Origin of the sequence: Lutibacter sp. A64, from assembly GCF_022429565.1 — a bacterium.
Classification (GTDB): domain Bacteria; phylum Bacteroidota; class Bacteroidia; order Flavobacteriales; family Flavobacteriaceae; genus Lutibacter.
Window position 1 is genome coordinate 3,203,020 of sequence record NZ_CP092487.1, and the last position, 25,510, is coordinate 3,228,529.

Annotated in this window: 25 protein-coding genes; 23 read left to right on the forward strand and 2 right to left on the reverse strand. The window is 29.6% G+C overall.

All coding sequences use genetic code 11. The features are described from left to right. Positions 1–12: 12 nt before the first annotated feature. The 14 genes from MKD41_RS13115 (at position 13) to MKD41_RS13180 (ending at position 12,899) form a co-directional block, all read left to right on the forward strand. Positions 13–708: an ABC transporter ATP-binding protein gene (locus tag MKD41_RS13115; protein ID WP_240242748.1), complete on the forward strand. Its 696-nt coding sequence runs from the start codon at positions 13–15 to the stop codon at positions 706–708. A 92-nt stretch (positions 709–800) separates the two neighbouring features. After that, on the forward strand, positions 801–3,050 hold the full coding sequence (gene porW / locus MKD41_RS13120; protein WP_240242750.1) for a type IX secretion system periplasmic lipoprotein PorW/SprE: 2,250 nt from the start codon (positions 801–803) through the stop codon (positions 3,048–3,050). Between the two features lie 25 nt (positions 3,051–3,075). Beyond that, on the forward strand, positions 3,076–3,474 hold the full coding sequence (locus MKD41_RS13125; protein WP_240242751.1) for a bactofilin family protein: 399 nt from the start codon (positions 3,076–3,078) through the stop codon (positions 3,472–3,474). Then, positions 3,443–3,673, forward strand: coding sequence for an AtpZ/AtpI family protein (locus tag MKD41_RS13130; protein WP_240242752.1), 231 nt, complete (start codon positions 3,443–3,445; stop codon positions 3,671–3,673). Before MKD41_RS13125 ends, MKD41_RS13130 begins: the two co-directional genes overlap by 32 nt. A gap of 495 nt (positions 3,674–4,168) precedes the next feature. Beyond that, positions 4,169–5,266 (forward strand): F0F1 ATP synthase subunit A, encoded by a 1,098-nt coding sequence (gene atpB / locus MKD41_RS13135; RefSeq protein WP_240242754.1) that lies wholly within the window; start codon positions 4,169–4,171, stop codon positions 5,264–5,266. A 33-nt stretch (positions 5,267–5,299) separates the two neighbouring features. Further along, positions 5,300–5,491: an ATP synthase F0 subunit C gene (gene atpE / locus MKD41_RS13140; RefSeq protein ID WP_240226188.1), complete on the forward strand. Its 192-nt coding sequence runs from the start codon at positions 5,300–5,302 to the stop codon at positions 5,489–5,491. A gap of 74 nt (positions 5,492–5,565) precedes the next feature. Then, positions 5,566–6,066, forward strand: coding sequence for a F0F1 ATP synthase subunit B (locus MKD41_RS13145; RefSeq protein WP_240242755.1), 501 nt, complete (start codon positions 5,566–5,568; stop codon positions 6,064–6,066). Positions 6,067–6,076: 10 nt separating this feature from the next. After that, positions 6,077–6,613: an ATP synthase F1 subunit delta gene (atpH, locus tag MKD41_RS13150; RefSeq protein WP_240242756.1), complete on the forward strand. Its 537-nt coding sequence runs from the start codon at positions 6,077–6,079 to the stop codon at positions 6,611–6,613. A gap of 50 nt (positions 6,614–6,663) precedes the next feature. Beyond that, positions 6,664–8,241, forward strand: coding sequence for a F0F1 ATP synthase subunit alpha (gene atpA, locus MKD41_RS13155; RefSeq protein WP_240242757.1), 1,578 nt, complete (start codon positions 6,664–6,666; stop codon positions 8,239–8,241). Positions 8,242–8,310: 69 nt separating this feature from the next. Continuing rightward, positions 8,311–9,174, forward strand: a complete 864-nt coding sequence (gene atpG / locus MKD41_RS13160; protein WP_240242758.1) for an ATP synthase F1 subunit gamma — start codon at positions 8,311–8,313, stop codon at positions 9,172–9,174. Positions 9,175–9,365: 191 nt separating this feature from the next. After that, positions 9,366–9,836 carry a hypothetical protein gene (locus MKD41_RS13165; protein ID WP_240242759.1) on the forward strand — a complete coding sequence of 157 codons (471 nt, stop codon included), beginning with the start codon at positions 9,366–9,368 and terminating at the stop codon, positions 9,834–9,836. Between the two features lie 118 nt (positions 9,837–9,954). Beyond that, positions 9,955–10,884: a hypothetical protein gene (locus tag MKD41_RS13170; RefSeq protein ID WP_240242760.1), complete on the forward strand. Its 930-nt coding sequence runs from the start codon at positions 9,955–9,957 to the stop codon at positions 10,882–10,884. A gap of 109 nt (positions 10,885–10,993) precedes the next feature. Continuing rightward, positions 10,994–11,749 (forward strand): SDR family NAD(P)-dependent oxidoreductase, encoded by a 756-nt coding sequence (locus MKD41_RS13175; RefSeq protein ID WP_240242762.1) that lies wholly within the window; start codon positions 10,994–10,996, stop codon positions 11,747–11,749. Between the two features lie 10 nt (positions 11,750–11,759). Then, positions 11,760–12,899, forward strand: a complete 1,140-nt coding sequence (locus tag MKD41_RS13180) for an ATP-binding protein (protein ID WP_240242763.1) — start codon at positions 11,760–11,762, stop codon at positions 12,897–12,899. A 15-nt stretch (positions 12,900–12,914) separates the two neighbouring features. Here the strand turns inward: MKD41_RS13180 and MKD41_RS13185 are convergent, their stop codons facing one another. Further along, complete coding sequence (locus MKD41_RS13185; protein ID WP_240242764.1) at positions 12,915–14,246, reverse strand: deoxyguanosinetriphosphate triphosphohydrolase; 1,332 nt, start codon at positions 14,244–14,246, stop codon at positions 12,915–12,917. 156 nt (positions 14,247–14,402) lie between these two features. Between MKD41_RS13185 and MKD41_RS13190 the strand changes: the two genes are divergently transcribed. The 3 genes from MKD41_RS13190 (at position 14,403) to MKD41_RS13200 (ending at position 19,157) form a co-directional block, all read left to right on the forward strand. Beyond that, entirely contained in the window at positions 14,403–14,792 is a 390-nt protein-coding gene (locus MKD41_RS13190) for a carboxypeptidase-like regulatory domain-containing protein (RefSeq protein ID WP_240242766.1), read from the forward strand. A gap of 167 nt (positions 14,793–14,959) precedes the next feature. Next, positions 14,960–16,255, forward strand: a complete 1,296-nt coding sequence (locus MKD41_RS13195; protein ID WP_240242767.1) for a hypothetical protein — start codon at positions 14,960–14,962, stop codon at positions 16,253–16,255. Positions 16,256–16,328: 73 nt separating this feature from the next. Further along, positions 16,329–19,157: a TonB-dependent receptor gene (locus MKD41_RS13200; protein ID WP_240242768.1), complete on the forward strand. Its 2,829-nt coding sequence runs from the start codon at positions 16,329–16,331 to the stop codon at positions 19,155–19,157. An 84-nt stretch (positions 19,158–19,241) separates the two neighbouring features. On the opposite strand, the gene MKD41_RS13205 is transcribed toward MKD41_RS13200, so the two are convergent. Further along, the gene (locus MKD41_RS13205; protein ID WP_240242769.1) at positions 19,242–19,589 is read right to left on the reverse strand and encodes a hypothetical protein; all 348 of its coding nucleotides are present in this window, start codon (positions 19,587–19,589) and stop codon (positions 19,242–19,244) included. A 499-nt stretch (positions 19,590–20,088) separates the two neighbouring features. Between MKD41_RS13205 and MKD41_RS13210 the strand changes: the two genes are divergently transcribed. The 6 genes from MKD41_RS13210 (at position 20,089) to phoU (ending at position 25,483) form a co-directional block, all read left to right on the forward strand. Beyond that, entirely contained in the window at positions 20,089–21,096 is a 1,008-nt protein-coding gene (locus tag MKD41_RS13210; RefSeq protein WP_240242770.1) for a hypothetical protein, read from the forward strand. An 86-nt stretch (positions 21,097–21,182) separates the two neighbouring features. Continuing rightward, positions 21,183–22,133: a PstS family phosphate ABC transporter substrate-binding protein gene (locus MKD41_RS13215; protein WP_240242771.1), complete on the forward strand. Its 951-nt coding sequence runs from the start codon at positions 21,183–21,185 to the stop codon at positions 22,131–22,133. A gap of 125 nt (positions 22,134–22,258) precedes the next feature. Continuing rightward, the gene (gene pstC, locus MKD41_RS13220) at positions 22,259–23,137 is read left to right on the forward strand and encodes a phosphate ABC transporter permease subunit PstC (protein WP_240242772.1); all 879 of its coding nucleotides are present in this window, start codon (positions 22,259–22,261) and stop codon (positions 23,135–23,137) included. Beyond that, a complete protein-coding gene (pstA, locus tag MKD41_RS13225; protein WP_240242773.1) occupies positions 23,130–23,984 on the forward strand; it encodes a phosphate ABC transporter permease PstA in 855 nt (284 codons plus the stop codon). The genes pstC and pstA overlap by 8 nt, the downstream gene beginning before the upstream one ends. Then, positions 23,963–24,805: a phosphate ABC transporter ATP-binding protein PstB gene (pstB, locus tag MKD41_RS13230; protein ID WP_256451664.1), complete on the forward strand. Its 843-nt coding sequence runs from the start codon at positions 23,963–23,965 to the stop codon at positions 24,803–24,805. Before pstA ends, pstB begins: the two co-directional genes overlap by 22 nt. Before the next feature lie 12 nt (positions 24,806–24,817). Then, the gene (gene phoU / locus MKD41_RS13235; protein WP_240242774.1) at positions 24,818–25,483 is read left to right on the forward strand and encodes a phosphate signaling complex protein PhoU; all 666 of its coding nucleotides are present in this window, start codon (positions 24,818–24,820) and stop codon (positions 25,481–25,483) included. Positions 25,484–25,510 lie beyond the last annotated feature (27 nt).

A 25,510-nucleotide genomic window follows, 5' to 3' on the forward strand; every position in this document is an offset into this window, starting at 1 on the left:
AGAAGATTTAAAATGATTATAACAAGCGAACTTTCAAAAAAATACGGAGAAAATACGGTTTTAACTATAGATGCTTTAGAAATTCCAAAAGGGCAATCTTTTGGTTTGGTAGGTAATAATGGGGCAGGTAAAACCACTTATTTTAATTTATTGCTAGATTTAATAAAACCAACAACAGGTCATATAAAAAATAATCAAATTCAAGTAAATGTAAGTGAAGATTGGAAACCTTTTACAGCAGCTTTTATAGATGAAAGTTTTTTAATAGGTTATTTAACACCTGAAGAATACTTCTATTTTATAGGAGAGTTAAGAGGTTTAAACAAAGCTGATATCGATACTTTTTTAAGTCAATTTGAAGAAATTTTTAATGGAGAAATTTTAGGAGGGAAAAAATATTTAAGAGATTTATCGAAAGGAAATCAAAAAAAGGTTGGAATTATAGCTGCTCTAATTGGAAGTCCAGAAGTTGTTATTTTAGATGAACCTTTTGCAAATTTAGATCCAACAACACAAATTAGACTTAAAAAATTATTAAAAGATTTAACCGTAAACAGCAATGCAACGGTATTGATTTCTAGTCACGATTTAGGGCACGTTACCGAAGTTTGTGAACGTATAGTTGTATTAGACAAAGGAGTTGTTGTAAAAGATATTAAAACTTCAGAAGAAACTTTAAAAGAGTTAGAGTCTTATTTTTCGGTGTAATCAAATTAAATTCATTGTTTTTTGTATTTTTACAATCCTATTACAATAATAAACAAGGTATTTAGTTAAAGGAAACGTAAAACAGAACTCTTTTGAATAACATTAATAAAATATTTATTAGCATAATTTTAGTGCTTATTGTTGTTGGTTGCTCAACCAAAAAAGATGCATTTTTAAATAGAAATTTTCATGCTGTTAACACCAAGTACAACATTCTTTTTAATGGGCACGAAGCACTTAGAGCTGGTTTAGAACAGTTAAATGCTAATTACGAAGATAATTTTTGGGAACGTTTACCTGTTGAACCACTAGAGGTAGATGAATTGGTGGTTCCTGGCGTTACACCTGAAGAAGTTGCTCCAAAAGAATTTGAAAGAGCTGAAGAAAAAGCTGTAAAAGCCATTCAAAAACACTCAATGCTTATTGCGCGTCAAGAAAGAAATAAACAAATAGACGATGCATATTTATTATTAGGAAAAGCTAGGTATTACTCTAAAAGGTTTGTACCAGCTTTAGAAGCTTTTAACTACGTAATAAGTAATTACCCAAGAGCAAACCTAATTAACGAAACAAAAATTTGGCATGCAAAAACACTAGTCCGTTTAAGAAACGAAGAGCAAGCTATTGATAATTTAAAAGAGTTATTAGAAGATCCAACAATAAAACAGAAGATTTTTGAAGATGCGCATACAGCTTTAGCAATGGCTTATATGAGTATAGATAGTTTAGACCTTGCTTTGTATCACTTAAATAAAGGCGTTTTAATTACCAATAAAAATATTGTGATAGCAAAGGCAATGATTACTCAAAAGAAAACAAATGTAATTAAGCCACAATTATCTACTAAAAACGCCGAGCAAACAGCACGAAATTTATATATAATAGGACAAATGTATAAAGAGAAGGGGCAAATAGATTCTTCTAATATTGCATTTACAAATATTATTAAATTTAACCGAGCGCCTAGAAAGTACCAAGCAAGAGCGCAGATAGAAAAAGCGAAGAATTTTGTTACAAAAAAAGATGCTGCAGCTGCAATTGAAGCACTTCAAAAAATGACAAAAAACAGTTATAATAAACCTTATTTAGATGAAATTTATTATCAATTAGGTGTTATTGAAAATGCTAATAATTCTGAAGAAGCTATTACATATTTTAAAAAATCTATAGAGGAAAGTGCACAACCAAATCTTCAAAAAGAATTGTCTTATGAAGCTGCCGGTAATTATTATTTCGATAAAGCTGAATTTGCTGTTGCAGGTGCTTATTACGATACCATTTTAGGAATTACAGCTTCAGAAGATTCTAAAAGAATTAGAAGTTTAGCTAGAAAACGCACCAATTTAAATGATGTTATTTTATATGAAAATATAGCAAAAACTAACGACAGTATTTTAAATCTTGCAGCAATGAGTTTAGATGAGCAAACTGCATATTTTAATTCATATATAGAAAGTTTAAAAGCTGAAGATGAAAAAAATCAGAAAGTAATTACTAGTGGAAGTGGCTTTTTTAAAGGCTTAGGTTTAAGTAAAAATGATAAAAGTACAGGGAAATGGTATTTTTATAATACACAAACACTTGGTTTTGGAGAGCAAGAGTTTAAACGTATTTGGGGAAATCGTCCGTTAGAAGAAAATTGGAGGTTGAGTGATAAAACACAGTTGAATTTTCAAGAAAATGATGCAGTTGATATAGAAGGTATTGCTGAAATTGATGTTACTAAAATGTACGATCTTAATTATTACTTAGAGCGTATTCCTTCAGAAAAATCTGAAATTGATAGTTTAAAACAGAAAAGAAACAATGCGTATTACAAATTAGGAGTAATTTATAAAGAGCAATTTAACGAATATGATTTGGCAATTGATAGGCTAGAGAGTTTACTGTTGTTTGAGCCAAATGAGAAAATTGAAGTTCCGGCAAAATACCATTTGTATAAAATGTATGATTCTCAAAACAATTACAAAGCAACATATTTAAAACAAGATATTGTAAGTAATTACCCAGAATCGTTGTATGCTAAAAACATTTTAAATCCAAATTCTGCGCTTATACAAGAAGACGGAAGTTCGGCAGAAAGTGAATATGCATCAGTTTTTTACGATTATAAAGACAATAAGTTCGATCTAGTTCTAGAAAAAACAGCTTTGGCAATATCAAAATACGAAGGTCATGCCATTGTTTCTAAATTTGAATTGTTAAAAGCATATACAATAGGTAAAAAAGAAGGCATAAAGGCTTTTGAAAATGCTTTAAATTTTGTGGCAACAAATTATCCAAATACCGAAGAAGGAAAAAAAGCATTAGAAGTAGTTGAAGCTATAAAATCAAGAATTTAATCATCCCTTAATAAATTTATAAATCATGTTTTCAGAAAAAAAAGAAAAGCAATCAGGAGTTTCAGAACGGAACATAATTGGAAAAAATACATCCATAGTTGGAGATGTAATATCTGAAGGAGATTTTAGAATTGATGGAAGTATTGAAGGAACTATAAAAACAAATGGTAGAGTTATAATTGGAAGTTCTGGAACTGTTAAAGGAAAAGTAGAATGTAGCAATGCAGATATTGAAGGTGTATTTTCTGGAGAGTTGTTAGTTCATAGTATTTTATCTTTAAAAACAACTGCTAAAATTTCTGGCGATGTAATTATTAGTAAGTTATCTGTAGAGCCAGGTGCCGAGTTTAATGCAACTTGCGCAATGAAAGGTACTGTTAAGGAATTAAAAAATGGACAATCCAAAAAAGAAAAGACAGCTTAATAAATACTTACAACTAACTGGTGTAGCCATGCAAATGGGTGTTACCATATATTTGGGTGTTTATTTTGGAAAGTGGTTAGATGCTTATTTTCAAACAACTAATAAAATCTATACAATAATACTAACTCTATTTGCTCTATTTGCCTCAATTTGGAGTGTTTTAGCACAGTTAAAAAATATAAATGATAAATACGATTAATCCAGTTTTTATTTTTTGTTTTAAATTATTTGTACTGTTAGGTATTGTTTTTGGAGTTCATTTAATATTCTTATTTTATTTAAAATTACCACTATTTAATAATTTAATTTTGGCATCTTACGGTGTTAACTATTTATTAGCAATTGTTATTTTTATTGCTTTATACAAGCTTAGAAAAAAATATTTAGACCTACTTGGTTTTATATTTATGGGTGGAAGTTTGTTAAAATTTACAATATTTTTTATTTTTTTCTTTCCAATTTTTAATAAAAATGGAAGCATAGATAAGTTAGAGTCTTTATCGTTTTTAGTGCCATACCTAACGTGCTTAGTGCTGGAGATAATTTATGTATCCAAACTATTGAATAACAAACTTTAAATAGGTTTAAATAGTCTTATTTAGATGGGGGAAAACATCAAAAAATATTTTTTGGTTTCTAATATAAAAACGTACATTTGCAAAATATTTTTAGGGAACACTATTAATAAAGTGATATGCACAGAATTAACTTGATAAAAATACTTACGTTACTGCTTTTAATGGTAACAATTTCAGCAAATGCACAACATGATGCTTCAAAAGAAGTTCATGGAGATTCTTCTAACGAAGATAAAGATATTAGAACTGAAATTAAAGAATATATAGCACATCACTTGCTAGATTCATATGATTTTACATTGTTTTCTTGGACAACAGATGCCGGAGAACATAAATATTTTAGTGCTCCACTACCAGTAATCTTATGGGATGGTGGCTTAAAAGTATTCTCTTCTTCAAAATTTAATCACGGAGAAACATTAGCAGAAGTAGATGGTAATTATTACAAGTTATACCATAGTAAAATATACAAAACAGATGCAGCAGGTACTATAAATTATGATGAAGAACATCATGCTACAAATGTAAAGCCTTTAGATTTTTCTATTACTAAAAACGTTGTTTTTATTATGTTTGTTGCTGTTTTAATGCTGTTTATTTTTATTAGAATGGCTAAATCATACCAGAACAATGCATTGCCAAAAGGAATAGGCCGTTTGTTAGAGCCTCTAATTGTATATATTAGAGATGATGTGGCAATTCCAAATATTGGAGAAAAACATTACAGAAAATACATGAGTTACTTGTTAACTGTATTTTTCTTTGTGTGGATAATAAACTTATTAGGTTTAACACCTCTAGGAGTTAATGTAACTAACAATATTGCAGTTACTTTTGCTTTAGCATTAATAACATATTTACTAACAACTTTTACAGCAAACAAAAATTACTGGAAACACATTTTTTGGATGCCAGGCGTACCAACATTAATGAAAATTATTTTAGCGCCAATAGAATTGTTAGGAACATTTATTAAACCATTTTCATTAATGATTCGTTTGTATGCAAATATTACAGCAGGTCATATTGTATTAATGAGTATTATTGGTTTAATGTTTATTTTTAAAAGTTGGATTGGTAGTCCATTATCATTTGGACTGTCATTTGCTTTAGCATTATTAGAATTATTAGTAGCAGCGCTACAAGCATATATTTTCACTATGTTATCTGCATTGTACTTTGGTATGGCGGTAGAAGAACATGATGAACATTAAAATTGAATGTTTAATTAATTAATATATATAAATATGGAAGGTCTAAATTACATTGGAGCTGGAATAATTGTTATTGGTGCTGCTATTGGTATCGGTAGAATTGGAGGACAAGCAATGGAAGCTATTGCTCGTCAACCAGAAGCTTCTGGAAAAATTCAAACTGCAATGCTTATTGCTGCAGCTTTGATTGAAGGTATTGGATTTGCTGCTTTATTTGCAGCTTAAGAAAAAATAAATAGCTACAACGGTTGGTTGTAGCTATTATTTAAACTATTAATTAAAGAATAACAAAACAAAAAATGGATAAGTTAATAGAACAGTTTTCTATAGGTTTATTTTTCTGGCAATTAGTTTTATTTATTGTCTTAGTACTTGCATTGCATAAATTTGCTTGGAAACCTATTTTAAACTCAGTTAATGAAAGAGAAGACGGTATAAAAGATGCATTAGACGAAGCTGAAAATGCGCGTAAAGAAATGCAAAACCTAACAGCAGATAACGAACGTATTTTAAAAGAAGCGCGTGCGCAACGCGATGCACTTTTAAAAGAAGCGCGTGAAATGAAAGAAGGTATTATATCTGAAGCCAAAAATGAAGCACAAGCACAAGCAACTAAAATTGTAGCACAAGCACAAGCAACTATCCAAGCTGAAAAACAAGCTGCAATTACAGATTTAAAAAATCAAGTTGCTGAATTATCAGTAGATATAGCAGAAAAAGTTGTTAGAGGTGAATTAGCAGATAAAAACAAGCAAATTAAACTTGTTGAAGAGCTATTAAAAGAAGTAACTATTAGCTAATAAAATTCAAATGAGCGGATCTAGAGCAGCAGTAAGATATGCAAAAGCAATATTAAGTTTTGCACTTGAACAATCGAAAGAAGTTGAAGTGAATAACGATATGTTGATGGTTGTAAGTACAATTGAAGAAAGTAAAGATTTACAATTGGTTTTAAATAGTCCAGTTTTAAAAGCGGAGTCTAAAAAAGCCGCTTTAAAAGAAATTTTTTCTTCAAAAGTATCTGGTTTAACTATTGGCTTAATAGATCTTTTAGTTGAAAATAAAAGATTATCAATCTTAACAGACGTAGCTGAAAAATATACTGTTATTTTTGATGAGTTAAAAGGAATAGAAGTTGCTAAAGTAACAACAGCAGTTCCATTAACAGAAGCTTTAAATACCCAAGTGCTTGCTAAAATAAAAGAAGTTACTGGCAAAGAAGCTACTATAGAAAATACTATAGATCCTAGTATTATTGGTGGATTTATATTACGTATTGGAGATATTCAATACGATGCAAGTATTTCAAATAAATTACAAGTATTAAAAAGAGAATTTGAAAATTAATAGTTTTTAAATTTAAATATAAAAGATTTTAGTATTAAAAAATATATAAAATGGCATCAATAAAACCAGCTGAAGTATCAGCGATTTTAAAACAACAATTAGCAGGCTTTGAAGCATCAGCTTCATTAGACGAAGTGGGAACAGTATTACAAGTAGGTGATGGTATAGCACGTGTATATGGTTTAGCAAATGTTCAATATGGTGAGTTAGTTGAGTTTCAAGATGGATTAGAAGGAATTGTACTAAACTTAGAAGAAGACAATGTAGGTGTTGTTTTATTAGGACATTCTTCTGCAATTAAAGAAGGTTCTACTGTAAAACGTACTGAGCGTATTGCCTCATTAAAAGTAGGTGAAGGAATTGTTGGTCGTGTAGTAAATACCTTAGGTTTTCCAATTGATGGTAAAGGTGCTATTCAAGGTGAAACTTTTGAAATGCCATTAGAGCGTAAAGCTCCTGGTGTAATTTATAGAGAGCCAGTAACAGAACCATTACAAACAGGTTTAAAAGCAGTTGATGCTATGATTCCTGTTGGTAGAGGACAACGTGAGCTTATTATTGGTGACCGCCAAACTGGTAAATCAACAGTTGCTATTGATACTATTATCAATCAAAAAGAATTTTACGATGCTGGTGTTCCAGTATATTGTATATATGTTGCAATTGGTCAAAAAGCATCTACAGTTGCTGCCATTGCAAATTTATTAGAAGAAAAAGGAGCTTTAGCTTATACAACAATTGTTGCTGCTAATGCATCTGACCCTGCTGCAATGCAAGTATATGCTCCAATGGGAGGTGCTGCAATTGGAGAATATTTTAGAGATACAGGTCGTCCAGCTTTAATTGTTTATGATGATTTATCTAAACAAGCTGTTGCGTACCGTGAAATTTCTTTATTATTACGTCGTCCACCAGGACGTGAAGCATACCCAGGAGATGTTTTTTACTTACACTCTCGTTTATTAGAACGTGCTGCAAAAGTTATTAATGATGATACAATTGCGGCTCAAATGAATGATGTTCCAAAATCTTTACAAGGAAAAGTAAAAGGAGGAGGTTCTTTAACAGCCTTACCAATTATTGAAACACAAGCAGGAGACGTTTCGGCATATATTCCAACAAATGTAATTTCAATTACAGACGGACAAATTTTCTTAGACGGAGATTTATTTAATTCAGGTGTACGCCCGGCTATTAACGTAGGTATTTCAGTATCTCGTGTAGGTGGTAACGCTCAAATTAAATCAATGAAAAAAGTAGCAGGTACATTAAAATTAGATCAAGCGCAATTTCGTGAACTAGAAGCGTTTGCTAAATTTGGTTCTGATTTAGATGCAGCTACAATGAATGTGATTTCAAAAGGACAACGCAATGTTGAAATTTTAAAACAAGCACAAGCAGATCCATTTAAAGTTGAAGATCAAATTGCAATTATTTATGCAGGTTCTAAAAATTTATTAAGAAATGTTCCTGTTGAAAAAGTTAAAGAATTTGAAAGCGATTATATTCAATTATTAAATGCTAAACATAGAGATACATTAGATACTTTAAAAGCTGGTAAATTAACAGATGAAGTAATTGATGTTTTAACAGTTGCAGCAAAAGAAGTTTCAGAAAAATACGCTTAATTAAGATTTTTTAGTATTTAGTATTGAGTTTTTTCTCAATACTAAATATTCACTAGATACCAGATATAAATGGCAAACTTAAAAGAAATACGTAACAGAATTACATCCATTGGTTCAACAATGCAAATTACCAGTGCCATGAAAATGGTATCGGCTGCAAAGTTGAAAAAAGCACAAGATGCAATTACACAAATGCGTCCGTATGCCGAAAAACTCACAGAACTTTTACAAAGTTTAAGTACAACTTTAGAAGGTGAAGTAGGTGGCGTTTATTCTGAACAAAGAGAAGTTTCAAAAGTATTATTAGTTGTAATTACATCTAATAGAGGTTTATGTGGTGGTTTTAACTCTTCTATAATTAAAGAAACTGCAAAATACATTAAAAATTCTTACAGCGGTAAACAAGTTGAACTTCTAACAATTGGTAAAAAAGGAAATGATATTTTAGCTAAGAAACATACTGTTATTGAAAATAATAACGATATTTTTGATGAATTAACATTTGAAAATGTTGCTGTTATCGCTAACAAAATAATGGATATGTATGCTGAAGGTGATTACGATAAAGTTGAATTAATTTACAATAGATTTAAAAATGCTGCAACACAAATAACTACGGTAGAGCAATTTTTACCTATTGAACCAATGAAAGAAGGTGAAGTTACTTCAAATGCTGATTATATATTTGAGCCATCTAAAGCTGAAATTGTATTAGAATTGATTCCTAAATCATTAAAAACTCAATTATACAAAGCACTTAGAGATTCTTTTGCATCTGAACACGGCGCTCGTATGACTGCAATGCATAAGGCAACTGATAACGCAACAGATTTACGAGACGAGTTATTATTAACTTATAACAAAGCCCGTCAAGCTGCTATTACAAACGAAATATTAGAAATTGTTGGTGGTGCAGAGGCTTTGAATAATTAGACGCAGAGTAGCGAAGTCAAATTATCCAAAAGCGCGGAGGCTTTAAACAATTAGACGCAGAGTAGCGAAGTCCTAAAATTCTCACTCTAGATTAAAAATACATTGAAAAATATAAAAGAGCTTTCCATTGTGGTAAGCTCTTTTTTTTAACTTGGTATATGTTTTGTAATACTATTTTAAATTTTTATAAAATGAAAAAATTACGATATTTAATAAGTTTTGGAATGCTAGCTTTACTATTTTCTTGTGGTAGTACTTCAAATAATAAATTAGAAAAGCACCTTCCATTTAATATACATAATGCATTCTATACTTCTTGGTTTGGCCAACAGCCAGGAGCTAAAGGTTATACAATTTATCTTGAGATTGATAATTCTAATATTACTTTAGATTCTATATATTTTAGAAATATGTCTGCTAAGTTAGAAAAGAAGGACACTTCTATAGGTGAAAACACTTATTTTGGAACGTTTAAAATGCCAAATAGTATAAAAAATTATGTATTGCATAGTGATTCTAAAAAAGAGTTCGGAAATCAACTCCCTGATATTTCAAAAAATATACCTTTTAGTTTAACTAAAAACGAAGCTGTAATCTCTTTTTTTAGTAAAAATAAAATAAACTATTATAAAATTTCAGAGATAAAAGAGGGTAATAAATAAATATTATTTAAGTTTTAATTGACATAATTTCAGTTGGTTAACGTTTATTTATTGAGTTTATTATTTTTTTGGCATAGATTTTGAATTTTCTACAGTATAACAATAAAACCAGATGATTATGAAAACTTTAAAATTACTTTTTGCTAGCCTTATTATTGGAGTGTCATTTTCATCTTGTAGCGTATCTATAGGAGATGAAGATTATTATTACGGACGTTTAGAAGAGGTTATTACAGATTATGATTTATGGTATATAGATTATAATAAAACAACGGGAACGGGAGATGTACCTTTTTTATCTAAAGCGTTTACTATTTCATTTATAAATGGAAGAGTATATGCAAATAATAATATAGTTGGTATTGGAATTAATGGTGATGGATATGGAGTTCAAATAGGATATTACGATACGTATAACGGATTCTTAGAAATAGATCATAATTTAGATGGTTATTATGATTTTGATGTTATTGAAGTATCGAGAGATAGAATACGATTAAAAGACAATTATAATAATGTAACCTATTATTTAGAAGGGTATCAACAATACAATTTTGATTACGATCAAGTGTTTTATGACAATATTGAGTATTTCTTACAAGAATATAATGCTTGGGAAAAAAATTATACTAGTAATGCGGGTTATGTAAATGAATTTGATAATGAAAACTTTTTAGCATTTACACCTGAAAATTTAACAACATTTTATTCTTCACAAGATAAAGTTGGCACGCAAATTGCTAGTATATATTGGGATTATGTAGGTGGCTATTCGGTGTATGATGTACAAGGATATGATGATTTAAAAATTTTAACATTAAATTATGATTTGTACGGTACTGAAGAGTTTGAGTTGAGCGTTGTAAATGATGGAAGGATTAGTTTGTACCACATTGATTCTGGAACAACTTACGAGTTTACCGGAAGAGGTTACATACAATATTTAAAAAATAGTTCAGAAAAAAATGCAGTTGAGAGTGTAAGTAATGAGGGTAGAAAACGAACTAAGGTAATAAGAGAAACAAAAGTTAGAAGAAATTTAAAATAAAGTTTGGTTAGTTGATTTTTAGTTGGCTATTTCGATAGCTAACTAGTAAAACCGCTCCTTTTTGGAGCGGTTTTTTTGTACCTTTATACTTCAAAAAAAATATTTTAAAATGAAATCAAAAACTGCATTTATAACAGGAGCAACTTCTGGTATAGGAAAAGCTACAGCAGAAATTTTTGCTAAAAACAATATAAATTTAATTCTTTGTGGTAGAAGAAGTGAACGTTTAACAGCGCTAAAAGAAACGTTGGGTAAATTAACCAATGTTATTACTTTACAATTTGACGTAAGTGATAAAGATGCCGTGTTTAAAGCTATAGAAACATTGCCTTCAGCTTTTAAAAAAATTGATATCTTAATTAATAATGCCGGAAATGCACATGGCTTAAGCAGTATTCAAGATGGTAGTATTGACGATTGGGACGCTATGTTAGATATTAATGTGAAAGGTTTGTTGTATGTTTCAAAAGCAATTATGCCTCAAATGGTAAATAGAAATGAGGGATTTATTGTAAATATAGGCTCTATTGCTGGGAAAGATGTATATCCTAACGGAAATGTGTATTGCGCATCTAAACACGCTGTAAATGCTTTAAATAAGGCAATGCGTATTGATTTAAATAAGCATAATATTAGAGTTGCTGCAATTCATCCGGGTGCAGTAGAAACAGAGTTTTCTGAAGTTCGTTTTAAAGGTGATGTAGAAAAAGCTAAAAATGTATATGCAGGTTACAAGGCTTTGCAAGCAATAGACATTGCAGAAATTATTTATTTTGTAATTACTCGCCCGGTTCATGTTAATATAGAAGATTTAATTGTTTATCCTACAGCGCAGGCAAGTGCAACAATTTTAAATAAAGAATAATTAGATTAAAATGATAAACAAACGTTTACTAATAAAAAATTTACTAGCACAAAATGATGAAAATAGCTTTTATGATAAAAAGTTAAAAGTGCTATTAGATTCTAATGAGGGGAAAGCTAAATTTTTAAAACACGTTTGCGCATTATCTAATTCTAACCCAGAAAATAATTCATACATAGTAATTGGAGTTGAAGATCAATTAAATTTAATTAAAGGTGTAGATTTTTTTGATGATAGTAAAATTCAAAATTTAGTAAATTCATATTTAGAAAATCCGCCTAAAATTCAATACGAAAACATCCGGTTTCCAAGCTTACCACGTTATAAAGTTATCGGTTTGGTTACTATACATCCTAATAATAAAATTACCCGTTTAAAAAAACAACTATGGAAATATGCAAAAGGACGTATTTTTTATAGAAGAGGAAGTACTTCTATGTCTACTTTAGTAAAATTTGAATTAAAAAGTACCAATAAAGAAATTGTAGAAGCTATTGAAAAAAAAGCGAGTAATAATATAAAACTAACATTAGATGGGGTTTTCGATTTTTTTGAAAGACATAAAGAAGCATATAATCCTATTTATAAAGTCTTTAATGAACAATTTGTGTTGTGTTGGGCTGGAGAGAAAAAAATTGTAGGAGATAAAGTTTTTTATTCTAGAGTTGATATTGAACTTATAGATGAGCAAGTCCGTTTGTTTTATTCTGCATTAGATGAAGTTAAGATAGAAGTGAATGCTCAATCGTTTATTATTACAGAATATGTTTTTTTAAGAATTAAAGACGAATTTGATTTTTATCCTTTAGAAAAAACAGTTATTAATTTTAAGGAAAATGGTAAATATGATATTGTAACAAAGCTTTTATTTAAACCGCCTCGTTTTAATAAAAAAGAACTACGATGTATATTTAATAATTGCAATACTATTTTAGATAAATTAAAAAATAAACAACCTCTAAGTGAGGTTGAGTGTGAAGATGTAAAAGAGTTACCAACAAATTATATGATTTGTGTGTTAAACCAAATACCCAATGCTTTTTCTAAATTAAAAGAATCTAAAAGCTATTTAAAAAACTTAGAAAATAAATCTAGTTATATAAAATATAAAGAAGCTGTGCGGGTTTTAAGAAAGGCAAATTACCCTTAATAAAAACTAAAAAAATTAACCATTTATTTTTTTATATAATTGCAAAGCAAACCCATCTGTTAAACTAGCAACAAAACCACAAATATTTAAAATTCTAAGGTAAAGTGTTTCGTTTGGTGTTTGTAAATGTTCAGGCAATAAGTTAAGCACTAATTTATCGTAATTAGAAAGTTTGTTTTCAAATTTATTGTTAGAAGCTGTTAAAAAGACATCGAGTAATTTAGAAATTATAGAATAGCCCATTAATTCTTTTTCAATTACTTCTCTGCTTTTGTATATTTTTTCAACACTTAATTTAATAATATCATTTATTTGAGCTTCATATTTACATTTTTCTAAAAGAGAATACGGGTAATTTCCATTTAAAATAGCTTCTTCATTTTCTAAAAAAACTTTTGAAGCTTCACCAATAAGTGTTCCAATTGCTAAAGCGCGTAAATAGCTTAAACGATCTTTTTTATGCTTTAATTGATAATATTTTTCTGAATTAATAGTGTCTTTAACCAGTTTTATTAAATATTCTAAAGCAAATTCTTCTTCAATTAAACCTAAATTAATGCCATCTTCAAAATCTATAATAGTATAGCAAATATCATCTGCAGCTTCTACTAAATATGCTAACGGATGTCTTTTAAAAGCAATATTTCCATTAGTTCCAGTTGAAATTAAACCTAATTCTTCTGCTAGTTCATTAAAAAAATCTCTTTCAGATTGAAATATGCCATATTTTTTATCGGCAATATGTTGTGTTGGTTTTTTTGGTAAAGATTCTTTTGGGTATTTTAAAAAAGCACCTAAAGTTGCGTACGATAAACGCAAGCCACCTGCTATACCTTCTTTGGTTTCACTTAAAATTCTAAAACCATTCGCATTTCCTTCAAAGTCAATTAAATCTTGCCATTGTTTATCGGTAAGCTGTTCTTTAAATTTTTTACCTTTTCCATTTGTAAAATATTCTCCAATAGCTTTTTCACCACTATGTCCAAAAGGAGGGTTTCCAATATCATGAGCTAAAGCAGCAGTGGCTACAATGGCTCCAAAATCGTTCATTTTATAACCTAAATTTGTTAATACAGGATATTTTTCTAGTACTTTTTCTCCAACAATTCTACCTAAAGATCTTGCTGCTACACTAACCTCTAAGCTATGTGTTAAACGTGTATGCACAAAATCTGTTTTAGATAATGGTATAACTTGTGTTTTGTCTTGTAAGCTTCTAAATGAATCTGAAAAAATTATACGGTCATAATCTACCTCAAATCCAAGGCGTGTTTCATCTTGTTTACTTCTTAGTCTTATTTGCCTATCTCCATAACGCTTTAAAGATAGTAGTTGATTCCAATTCATTGTTGTTTTTTTAATTTGACGCAATATAGTTATTAATAATAATTTTAAAGAATCAAATAGTTTTAAAACTTAACACTAAAGACACATAACTATAAGTTTAAAATAACCTTTACTTAACATTAAGGTTGGTTATTTGCTGTAAAGAAATTTTAAAGTATGAAAGCATTAATTACAGTTTTATTTTTATTGGTTGGAGTAACTTCTATGGGGCAATCTTTTGAAATGACCTCTCTTATAAAGCAAGAGAGTAATGGTATTGTTGAGGGAATTGTTTTAGATAAAGCAGCTGATAATGAGCCGCTTATTTTTGCAACAGTTACTGTAAAAGAATTAGACAAACAAGTAGAAACTGGCTTTGATGGTTCTTATTCAATTGCCTTAAAACCTGGAACATATACTTTAGAATTCTCTTTTATTGGGTATTCTAAGGTAATAGTTGAAAATGTACTTATAACTTCAGGAGATAAAAGCATTTATAATCAAACGTTAGATGTTTTATCTTTAAGTACTACCAATAACGCTGTGGCTCAAATTGACAAGCAGTAATTTTTAACCTTAAAAAAGACTTAATTCTCTTTAACTTTAAATTAACCTTATAGTTATTTTTTTATAACATCTGATTAACTATTCATTTACCTAGGGGTGGTTTATTTGCACCAACAAAAATGAATAATAGAAAATTAAATTTAAAAATTAATTAAAATCAGATTATAATGAGAAAAGTTTTGTTAACGGCTTTAGTAGCAACGTCATTTATTTTTACAGGATGTTTTGAAGATGATGATACTCCAATAATAATTGAGGAGGTTACAAATAATATCACTAACAACAGCTCAACTGGAGGTGGTGAAGAAGAAAATTATGAAACTATTATCAAAGCAGGTGGTATTGCTTTAGATGAAACTTGGACTTCAGGCAACGTTTATATATTAGATAGAAAAGTTGTTGTACAAGAAGGTGTTACTTTAACAATTGAACCAGGAACTATTATTAAAGGTAGAGCAGGTACAGGATCTTTATCTTCTGCTTTAATTGTAGCAAGAGGAGCTAAAATTAATGCTAAAGGAACAGCTTCAAATCCTATTATATTTACTGCTGAAGCGGATAATATTGAACCAGGTCAAAAATATGGTACTAACTTAGATGAAACCAATAATGGTCTTTGGGGTGGAGTATTAATCTTAGGAAAAGCAACTAGTTCTTTTAAAAATGATGTTACTCAATTACAAATAGAAGGAATTTCGGCAGATGATACATTTGGTTTATACGGTGCCGTAGATGGTGTATTTACAGATGACGATAATTCAGGAGTATTTGAATATATTTCTATCCGTCACGGTGGTACTTTAATTGGAGAAGGAAACGAAATTAATGGTTTAACTTTAGGTGCTGTTGGTTCAGGTACAACAATTAATAATATTGAGATTGTTGGAACTGTAGATGATGGAATTGAATTTTTTGGTGGAACAGTAAATGTTTCTAACGTGTTAATTTGGGCACAAGGAGATGATGGTTTAGATGTTGACCAAGCGTATTCAGGTACAATTGATAATGCTGTAGTTATTTTAGGAGCTGACTCTGACCATGGTTTAGAAATTGATGGTCCAGAAGGAACTATTGAAGGGCGATTTAGTATAAAAAACTTAACCTTAATTGGTAACACTGATACCGATAATGGTGAGTATGCAGATTACAGAAGTTCTGCAATGGGATCTACAACTAACGTTTATGCTTACGGATTTAAAGCTAGTTCTGATGTTGAGTTAGATAATGATGGAGTTGCAACAAATTATAATGATGGTAAATTAACATTTGGTACTTGGGAAATTGTATTGCCTACAGGAGTTACAGATGTTAAATCTATTTTTGCAAATAAAGCTGAAACGGTTACAGTAACTGGTTTTGGTGATACCGCTTCTGCTGTAACTTCAGGAAATCAAACTGTTGGAGCAAGTACTTCTAGTTTAAGTTGGACTTATGCTAATGAAGCAGCAAGTTTAGGCTTCTAATCTATTATAAATCACAATACCTTATAACAATAACTGCTCACAAGGTGAGCAGTTATTAATAGCTTAATTTTATATGAAAAAAATATATAAATTTCTAACACTTATCTTTGTCATTGCTTCATTTTCAATGAATGCTCAAAAGGGTAAAGTTGCAGGATCTGTAATAGATGGTGAATATAATGAGCCTTTAGCTTTTGCAAATATTATTGTAAAAGGAGCCAGTATTGGAACTACTTCAGATTTTGATGGTAAGTATTCGTTAGAATTAGAACCAGGAACCTATACCTTACTTTATTCTTTTATTGGGTATGATACTCAAGAATTAACAGAAGTAGTTGTAAAAGCTAATGAAGTAAATACTATAGACATTACTTTAAATACAAATACATTAGATGAAATTATTATAACAACTTCAGTAAAAAAGAATTCTGAAGCAGCAGTTTTAAATTATCAAAAAAAATCAGCGACTTTGTTAGATGGTTTGTCTTCACAAACAATTAATAAAACTGGAGCCGGAGATTTAGCGGCCGCCGTAAAAAGTGTTCCAGGTGTTTCTGTTCAAGGTGGAAAATATGTATATGTAAGAGGTTTAGGTGATAGATATACAAAATCAATGCTTAATGGTGTAGATATTCCAGGTTTAGATCCTGATAGAAACACAATACAAATGGATATTTTTCCAACCAATATTTTAGAAAATGTAATTGTAATTAAAGCTGCTTCTGCTGAATATCCTGCCGATTTTACAGGTGGTTTGGTTGATATTGTAACTAAAGATTTTCCAAATCAATTTGAAGCTTCAGTAAAAGTTGGAGCTGGTTACAATTCTGAAATGCACTTCAATAAAAATTATCTTTCGTATAGCGGAAGTGATACTGATATTTTAGGGTTTGATAATGGCTTAAGAGATAGACCTATAAATAGATACCAACCAATTCCTGGTACTTTTGAAAACAGATTAACATTAACTTCTTTAACAAATAGATTTAATAAAGAGTTAGCTGCAGAAAAAGAAACTAGTGGTATGGATTATAATTTTGGGTTTACAATAGGAAATCAATACAATGTTGGTGAGAATGATAGATTTGGTTTTATTACCTCATTTTCTTATAAAAACTCAACTGAATTTTATGAGAACAGACTTGATGGAGCTTATGTTTTAAATCAAGATAAAAGTGAGAATGAACAAAGACCCGTTTTAACATCTAATGGTGCTTATGGAGTAAATAGCGTAATAGCTAACGGTTTATTAGGTCTTACTTATAAAACAGATTTGTCTAAATACCGCTTAAATTTATTGCATATCCAAAATGGAGAATCTTCAGCAGGGTTTTTTAATCAATCTATATCACAAGACGGTACAGGTGGAGCTCAAGAACCATTAATTAAGCATGCTTTAACTTATACGGAAAGATCAGTAACTAATATTTTATTTTCTGGTTCTCATCAATTAGGAGACAATGAAGATGCTTGGGATTTTGATTGGAATTTTTCACCTACACTATCTAAAGTTCACGATAAAGACCATAGAATAACACCTTTACAAGCTTCTGGAGAAGGAGATTATAGTATTAGTCCTAGTGCTTCAACTTTTCCAATTCGTTTATGGAGAATGTTGCAAGAAGAAAGCTGGGTTGGTAAAGTAGATTTAAAAAAGAACCACGAGATGTTTAATAGACCTGCTAAATTTAAATTTGGAGGTAACTATGTTATGAAATTTCGTGATTTTGAGGTAGATGATTTTACATTTAAAATTACTGGAGATGGATCTTTTATTGCTGATGGTAATGTAGATAATTTATTGGCCGAAGAAAATTTATGGACTTACCAAACAGGGCAAGGTTCACATTTAATTTTTGGAGATCAATATAATCCAAACGATTCTTATGAAGGTAAACAAAACATTTATGCCGCGTATGTGTCTTCTGAGTTTAGTTTAAGTGATAAATTTAAATCTGTTATAGGTTTACGTACCGAAAAATTTGAATCTTTTTACACAGGTCAAAATAACGATGTAATTTATGATAGTGAACCAATTTTAGATGAATTTGATTTTTTTCCATCAGCAAATTTAATTTATGAATTAAATGATGATGCTAAAATTAGAGGTGCATATTTTAGAACAACAGCAAGACCATCATTTAAAGAGGCTTCAAAATCTCAAATATTTGATCCAATTACAGGTTATTTATTTATTGGTAATATAGATTTACAACCTACATACGTTAATAACTTTGATTTACGTTATGAGATTTTTAGAGAAAGAGGACAAATGGTTTCTGTAAGTGGTTTTTATAAAGATTTTACAGATCCAATTGAAAATGTATTTTTCTTACAAGCACCAACTCAGGTTACAGTAGATAACCTTGGTAGTGCAAAAGTATATGGTCTTGAATTAGAATTTAGACAACGTTTAGGTTTTATTTCCGAAAGTTTTGATAATCTTAAATTAACTGGTAATATTTCAATAATGAAATCTGAACTAGAGATGGAAGATAACGAATATGCTAGTAGATTAAATGCTGCAAGAGATGGACAAAATATAAGTAAAATAAGAGATTTACAAGGACAATCTCCGTATTTAGTAAATGCAGGTTTAGATTATACAAATGAAGCGTTGGCATTTGAAGCGGGACTGTTTTACAATGTGCAAGGTGAAACTTTAGAAATTGTAGGAACTGGTGATGTTCCAGATGTATATACAAGTCCATTTCATAGCTTAAACTTTACTTTAAATAAATCTTTTGGTGAAGAAAAAAGATCTAAAATAGACTTAAAGCTAAACAATCTTTTAAATGAAAATAAAGAAAGTGTATATCAATCTTTTAAAGCTGAAGATCAAATTTATTCTTCTAGAGTTACCGGATTTGAGTTTTCACTTGGGTATTCTTATAAGTTTTAACGAGTTTAAATTTATAAATCATAAAAAAAGGGATGCAATTGCATCCCTTTTTTTGATTTTAAATTTTAAAGAATAATAACTTTGTTAGTTCAAAATTACTTCTTCTGATTTAACATCAATTATTTTATTGTTTTTATAAGTAACTATATCAACTTTGTCTTTTTTAATATACGTCCAAGTTCCTTCCTTTTTACCATTTTTATAATGTGCTATAATAGTTTTAGAACCATTTACATCGTAATTTATCCACGTACCGTGTAATTTTCCATCAGCATTAAAAAAGCCTTCTCGTTCAACTAAATCACTGTTATCAGCAAAGTAGTAAGTTGCTTTTACCATGTCGTTATCTAATTTTTTATAATCTACTTTTTGTTCTTGTGCAAATGATGTTACGCAGAATAATAGAATTGCTACTTTTAAAATTGTTTTCATAATATATATGTTTTTTTAATGAATATTTGTTTTAATGAATATTTGTTTTAATCTGTATCAAATTTAGTTTATTAGCATTAAATTTACTATTTCTTAACATTAAGTTTACATTAAGTTTTTTTTAAAATAGTATATATGGTTGATTGTTAGTTTATTATGTATTTTATTCAATACTTTGTAAAATTTGGATATTAAAATAAAACGTTTTTCAAACATTTTCTATCATAGGTAATGCAACTAATTATTTAATGATTAGATAATATTTTAGTTACATACTTTTTAAAAAGAAACTTCATTTTTGTTGTTGCTATTATAACTTTATAATAAGCACATCATTTCATATAAATTATTAGTTTTTGTCAACAATATTTTTGAAATGTAAGGCCATCAATTTTTTGATGGTCTTTTTCTTACATAAATATTAGTTATTAAATAACCTGAGGTTAACGTTAAATTAACATGTATGTGCTTCATTTGCAGTGACAAAAATTAATAATAAATGAAAAAATTATCGTTTTTAGGGGCTTCCCTAATTTCTTTAGTTTCATTTTCACAGAATTTAGATGAAACTTTTAAACCAGATGGGGATGTGCAATTTAAAGTATTTTGGAATTACCATACTGATGTATCTAAAAATGCCACTCAAACAAGTGCTTTTGAATTAGAACGAGCTTATTTTGGGTATCAATACGCTTTTAATGAAACAATTTCTGCAAGAGTTACTTTAGATGTTGGTAATAACACTGCAGGAAGTAAGTATACAGCTTTTTTAAAATTTGCTCAATTAGACTGGCAAGTTGCACCAAGTGTAAAACTTAGTATGGGTGTAATCGGATTGCAACAATTCAATGACCAAGAAAATTTTTGGGGATATCGTTATGTATTTAAATCTTTTCAAGATGAAAATGGATTTGGAAGTAGTGCCGATTTAGGAATAAATGCAGCATTTAAAATTAGTGAAAACCTAAAGGCAAATTTTTTAATTGTTAATGGAGAAGGTTTTAGAAACTTACAAGACGAAGATGGTAAGCATAAAGTAGGCGCTAGTTTGGTATATACACCAATTAAAGGTTTAATTACCAAAATTTATGGAGACTCACAACCTTCTGCAGATGGTGCAGAAGCAATTACAACATTTTCATTATTTACAGGCTATACCTATAGTAAATGGAAGTTTGGTGTAGAATACAACAAATTAAATAATGGAGAAGAATTTTCCACTCCAGCTGAAGATCACAACTTAAACGGTATGTCGTTCTATACTACTTATAGCATTAATAATAAAATTGAAGTGTTTGGGCGTTTTGATCAGTTAAGTTCAAATACATTAGGTGGTGAAGTAGAAGCATGGAATAGTGCTAAAGATGGAAATCAAATTATTGCCGGTATTCAATATGTACCTGTAAAAGGGCTTAGTTTATCATTAAATTATCAAGGTTATAGCTTTAGTAATAGCGCTATTGATAACAAATCATTACTATTTTTAAGTACAGAATTTAAATTATAGTAAAATTATCTTAAACAATTAATTTTCTGTTAACCAAAACTTAACAACTGAATCATTTCTTTGTAACATAAATAAAAATTAATAAAATGAAAAAAGTAGTATTTATACTTTCACTAGCAATTATAGCAATTTCTTGTGGAGAAAAAAAAGATAAAAAATCCAATTCTGAAGCAAGTGTTATGGAAGGAACTATTAAAATAGATGGTTCAAGTACGGTATTTCCGGTAACAGAAGCCGTAGCAGAAGAATTTAGAGCCGTACAACCTAAAGTAAAAGTAACTATTGGTGTGTCTGGAACAGGTGGAGGTTTTAAAAAATTCTCAAGAGGAGAAACCAACCTTTCAAATGCATCACGTCCAATAAAAGATAAAGAAATAGCTGCTTGTAAAGAAAATAATATTACATATTTAGAATTAGAAGTTGCTTACGATGGTTTAGCAGTTTTAGTAAATCCAGGAAATGATTGGGTTGACAACTTTACAGTAGAAGAATTAAAGAAAATTTGGGAACCAGCTGCACAAGGTGTAATAATGAGATGGAACCAAATTAGACCAGAATGGCCAGATGAAGAAATTCATTTATTTGGACCTGGAGTAGCATCAGGAACTTATGATTATTTTACAGAAGCTATTGTTGGTAAAAGCGGTTCAAGTAGAGGTGATTTTACTGCAAGTGAAGACGACCACGTATTAGTACAAGGAATTGCAGGAGACAAGTATTCTTTAGGTTTCTTTGGTCTAGCGTATTATTCAGAAAATAAAGATAAACTTACTTTAATTGGCGTAAATAATGGTAAAGAAGTTGTAAAACCAACTTTAGAAACCGTAAGTAATGGAACTTATAGCCCGTTATCAAGACCTTTATTTGTGTATGTAAATAGCACTTCAGTAAAACATCCTGAAGTAGTAGAATTTATGAATTTTTATATTGATAATGCAGGTGAATTAGCTGAAGATGTTGGTTATATTTCTTTACCTTCAGAATTATATGTAACACAAAAAGAGCATTTTAAAGCTTTTGTTGAAAGTAACAAATAATTAAAAAAATTGAAATTGTTTAAAATTGAAATAAAACTTCATTATTGGTATGAAGCTAATTGTTTCTATTCATTAAAATGAAATATTTCAGTACTATATAAACAACTTCATTTAAATTATAATTAATGCGTAAAATAAAAGAATTTATAATTGAAAAATCGCTACTGTCAAGTGCCTTAATTACAATCGCTGTAACTTTTGGTATTATTTCGGTATTGACAGTAGAAGCTTTTCAATTTTTTAGTGAAGTTTCAATAATAGAATTTTTTACAGATACACAATGGACACCATTATTTACAGATAAACATTATGGTATTTTACCATTATTGTCTGGAACACTGTTGATTTCTTTTATAGCAATTTCAGTAGCACTTCCTGTAGGACTTTCAATAAGTATTTATTTAAGTGAATATGCTCCAAAAAGTTTTAGAAGAACCGTAAAACCTTTATTAGAATTATTGGCGGCAGTACCAACAGTAGTCTATGGTTTTTTTGCACTAATTGTAGTAACACCATTTTTACAACAATTTATTCCAGGTTTGTCTGGGTTTAACTCGCTTTCAGCAGGTATTGTAATGGGTATTATGATTATTCCATTTGTCTCATCTATTAGTGAAGATGCATTGCATGCGGTACCTAAAGATTTAAGAGAAGCATCTTATGGAATGGGAGCAACAAAATTACAAACAGCTTTTAAAGTTGTTGTTCCAGCGGCTTCTTCAGGTATTATTGTATCTATAATTTTAGCAATTTCAAGAGCAATTGGTGAAACTATGATTGTAGCTATTGCTGCAGGTCAACAACCACGATTAACATTAGATCCTACCGTTCCTGTTGAAACAATTACGGCATATATAGTTCAAGTAAGTTTAGGAGATGTACAGCACGGCTCAATTGAATACAGAACGATTTTTGCTGCTGGTATTACATTATTTGTATTTACATTTTTACTGAATACATTGAGTTATAGAATCAGAAAAAAATACCAAGAGAAATATGAATAGTATTCAAAAAAATAGATTAAAAGATCAGCTTTTTAGAATTTGGGGAATAGCTTGTACACTATTTGGGTTAATTTTATTAACTGTATTTATTGGAGATATTTTAATAGACGGAATAAGAAGAATAGATTGGGCTTTTATTACCGGTTTACCATCTAGAAAAGCTGAAAAATCTGGAATTTATACGGCTTTAATGGGTAGTATCTGGATTTTACTTTTAACAACAATAATTGCTTTTCCTGTTGGTGTAGCTGCAGGTGTGTATTTAGAAGAATACAGTAAAAAAAATAGACTTTCAGCAATATTAGAAATTAATATTTCTAATCTGGCAGGTGTACCTTCTATAATTTATGGTTTATTAGGTTTAGAGGTTTTTGTAAGAATAATGGATTTAGGTGCCAGTGTATTGGCAGGTGCATTAACCTTGTCGTTATTAATATTGCCAATTATTATTGTAGCAACAAGAGAGGCCGTAAAAGCAGTTCCAAATTCTATTAGAGATGCTTCCTATGCTTTAGGAGCTTCAAAATGGCAAACAATATGGAATCAGGTATTACCAGCTTCAGGTGGAGGTATTTTAACAGGAGTAATTTTAGCGCTTTCTAGAGCCGTTGGTGAAACAGCTCCTTTAATAGTAGTAGGTGCCTTAGCGTATGTGCCTTTTGCTCCAACAAATCCAATGGACGAATTTTCGGTTTTACCAATTCAAATTTTTAACTGGATTTCAAGACCACAGCACGGTTTTATAGAAAATGCTGCTGCTGCAATTATTATTTTATTATTAATTACCTTCATAATGAATGGGATAGCGGTTTATTTTAGAAATAAATGGCAAAAGAAATGGAAATAACAATGACAAAAGTAAAAGATAAAACAAGTACAGACCCAGCTAAAATTGAAGATCAATTCTCTAGCGAAGGAGCTAAAATAGCAATAAAAGATGTAAAAGTTTGGTATGGCGATTTTATGGCAATTAAAGGAATTGACATGAATATTAAGCCGAATACCGTAACCGCTTTTATTGGTCCATCTGGCTGTGGAAAATCTACATTCCTTCGTTTATTTAATAGAATGAACGATTATGTAGAAGGCTTTAAAATGGAAGGGAAAATTAAAATAAATGGTAAAAATATTTATAAGAATAAAGTAAATGTTGAAGAAATGCGAAAAGAAGTTGGTATGGTTTTTCAAAAGCCAAACCCTTTTCCAAAATCAATTTTCGAAAACGTTGCGTACGGACTTAAAATACAAGGTATAAAAGATAAGAAGCTAATTAATGCACGTGTTGAAAAAGCTTTAAAACAAGCAGATCTTTGGGATGAAGTTAAAGACAATTTAAAAAAATCTGCGCTGGCATTATCTGGAGGACAACAACAACGATTGTGTATAGCACGTACATTAGCTGTTGAGCCTTCAATTATTTTAATGGATGAACCAACATCTGCTTTAGATCCAATTTCTACAGCAAAAATTGAAGATTTAATATTTGAACTTAAAGAAAAATATACGATTGTTATTGTTACGCACAATATGCAACAAGCAAGTAGAATAAGCGATTATACGGCATTTTTCTATATAGGTGAGCTTATTGAATTCGACAAAACAAAAACAATTTTTACAAACCCAGAAAAACAACAAACCGAAAACTACATTACAGGTAGATTTGGATAAAAACATAGAATTATGATAATAAATGCACAAGAGCAAAGAGCCAGTTTAAACGAAGCTGGTTTTGAAATGCTAATTTTATGTATTTCGCAAATAGAAAAAGCAACCGAAGCATTTTTAACACACGACAGCGATTTAGCTGAAGAGGTTATAAATACTGAAACACGTGTAAATGCGTTGGATTTAAAAATTGAGAACGATTGTGAAAAGTTTTTAGCACTTTACACGCCCGTTGCTATTGATTTACGTTTTATAATGGCAATTTTAAAAATTAATTTTGATTTAGAGCGTATAGCAGACCATGCTTATGGAATTTCAAAATATATTGTTGATCAAGATATAAAAATAGCTCCAGAGTTATTAAAAACCTTAGAGTTTGAAAAAATGCACAAGACTATCTTATCTATGTTTGATGATATTACGGCAGCTTATGAAGAAAAAGAAGCTAAATTTGCTAGAAAGGTGTTTAAAAAAGATAAAATTTTAGACAAAATAAATGCTAATTCATTTGCTATTATTGAAGAAGAAATTAAAAAAGATGCTTCAGTTATAGATCAAACATTATTGGTGTTTAGTGTTATTAAAAAGTTTGAACGTATTGGAGATCTAATAAAAAATGTTGCTGAAGAAATTATTTTTTATATTGATGCTGAAGTAGTAAAACATAAAAAGATAAAATAAGTAGTAAAAGCGCTACTTTAACCTAAT